At 32.1% G+C, this 1637-nt stretch carries 2 protein-coding genes and 2 pseudogenes; 2 read left to right on the top strand and 2 right to left on the bottom strand.

What is annotated here, in order from left to right; translation table 11 throughout:
- Positions 1-210: pseudogene (locus ABT186_RS47675) on the top strand (hypothetical protein); the annotation flags it as partial.
- Between the two features lie 218 nt (positions 211-428).
- On the opposite strand, the gene mobC reads toward ABT186_RS47675, so the two are convergent.
- The gene (mobC, locus tag ABT186_RS47670) at positions 429-800 is read right to left on the bottom strand and encodes a plasmid mobilization relaxosome protein MobC (RefSeq protein ID WP_351930688.1); all 372 of its coding nucleotides are present in this window, start codon (positions 798-800) and stop codon (positions 429-431) included.
- Positions 801-1133: 333 nt separating this feature from the next.
- Between mobC and ABT186_RS47665 the strand changes: the two are divergent.
- Positions 1134-1287 (top strand): annotated as a pseudogene (locus ABT186_RS47665) (IS3-like element IS-LL6 family transposase); the annotation flags it as partial.
- Positions 1288-1364: 77 nt separating this feature from the next.
- Here ABT186_RS47665 and ABT186_RS47660 read toward each other — a convergent pair.
- Positions 1365-1637, bottom strand: a 273-nt coding sequence (locus ABT186_RS47660; protein WP_351930686.1) for a Crp/Fnr family transcriptional regulator, incomplete at its 5' end; no start/stop codon positions are given.

Below are 1637 nucleotides of genomic sequence, written 5' to 3'. Positions count from 1 at the left end.
ACCATTAAATACCTGAATAATTTGATTGAACAAGACCATCGTCCAGTAAAGAGACGCAATAAATTCTATCGAAGTTTACGCACTGCCTCACCCACGATTAAAGGCATGGAAGCCATTCGAGGATTATATAAGAAAACCCGAAAAGAAGGCACTCTCTTCGGCTTTTCGGTGTCTACTGAAATCAAGGTATTAATGGGAATAACAGCCTAAATCATAGATACCGTAAGGGATTTTATTCTTTATTTAAAACTTTGCAACAGAACCCTTGTATGTAATTGACTAAAACGTACAATTTTAGCTTTTAAATATGACCCTTATTTATGACCTGCTCTAATCTCACTATTCATCAGCATTCAAAAAACAGCTCACAACTGTTGAAGAATGAACCGTTCCGTTCGATTGTTTTGGCATATAAATCACTGTCATTTTTACTCCCCCTCCGAAATAAAATGAACCACTTCTTGAATTTTTTCTTCCAAATTTTCTAATTGCTTTTGATAATCAGACATCCATTCTTTTGTCTGATTATTTTTATTTTCGTTTAAATGTTTAGCAATTTGATTGATATTATTTCCGATACGTTTTAGTTCAGATTTTGTCGCAGAAATTTCAGAAATAATATTTTTATATTCTGAAAAATCAATAGAAAAAATCTCTTTATTGCAACAGGCTCGTCTAGCAAAAATAGAAAAATTAGTGATACCAGTTTCTTTCATTATCAATTTAATTCTTTCGTTCTCTTTTTCATTTACGAAGAATTTTTTCTGTATACTTCGCTCACGATTTTCGATTATTTTCATCTTGTCAACCTTTCAAAATACTGTCAACTCTAAAAGCTCAAAATAGGGGGTTAGTGTCTTTAGTGAACTTCGTACTTGTGTACACAAGTACAGTAAAAATAAGTCATCTTTCACTCACAAAAGCTAAAATTTCCAATTTTATTTTTGTTCGTTTCAGACGAATCTTTTTATTTTTGGTGGTGTCCCCCAATCCCCCTTTTTGAAAAAAATTAGAGCTTAATTTCAAATTCTTTTAAGACATCTTCGTATAAATCTTTGACTTCAAAACACAAATTTTTAACTTCATCTTCGGTCAAAGTTTGAACATATTTTTTTGCGTTAATGTAATTATGAACTTATCACTCCATTTAAGAAGTTCAACTCTCTTGCTTTGAATACATCGAACAATTTTATAACAATTATAATCCTCATTCCGCCAACAAGGGTTTAACTCCAAATCAGAAAGAAGAAAATTATTTTAAGAAAATATAGCTCATTTTGTGTCTAAATATTTGACATTGGTCCAATCTGGCATTAGGTCTGGATCTTGTGTAGGATCAGAATCTATTGGCTCTTTAGACCATTTTAAGCGTAATCATCTTCAAGGCTATCAATATCTAGTATTTTGATTATCTTTCCTCGGCGCTCAATGAATCCTTTTTCTTCGAGTATTTTGAACTTACGAGAAATAGTTTCGGGAGTTGTTCCGATGAACGTTGCAAGATCTTTCATTTTCATTGGAATCATAACAGAATTTGAATCTACTACTTTGACGAGTTGCAAAAGATAATTAGCGATTCGACTTTCAACATCTTCCATCATGAGAAATTGTGCTTGATATTGCATTTCCGCAGCTCT

Source organism: Streptomyces sp. NPDC001634 (genome assembly GCF_040298185.1).
GTDB lineage: Bacteria > Actinomycetota > Actinomycetes > Streptomycetales > Streptomycetaceae > Streptomyces.
Note: the sequence above shows the minus strand (reverse complement) of the source record. Positions and strands in the feature narration are given on the sequence as shown.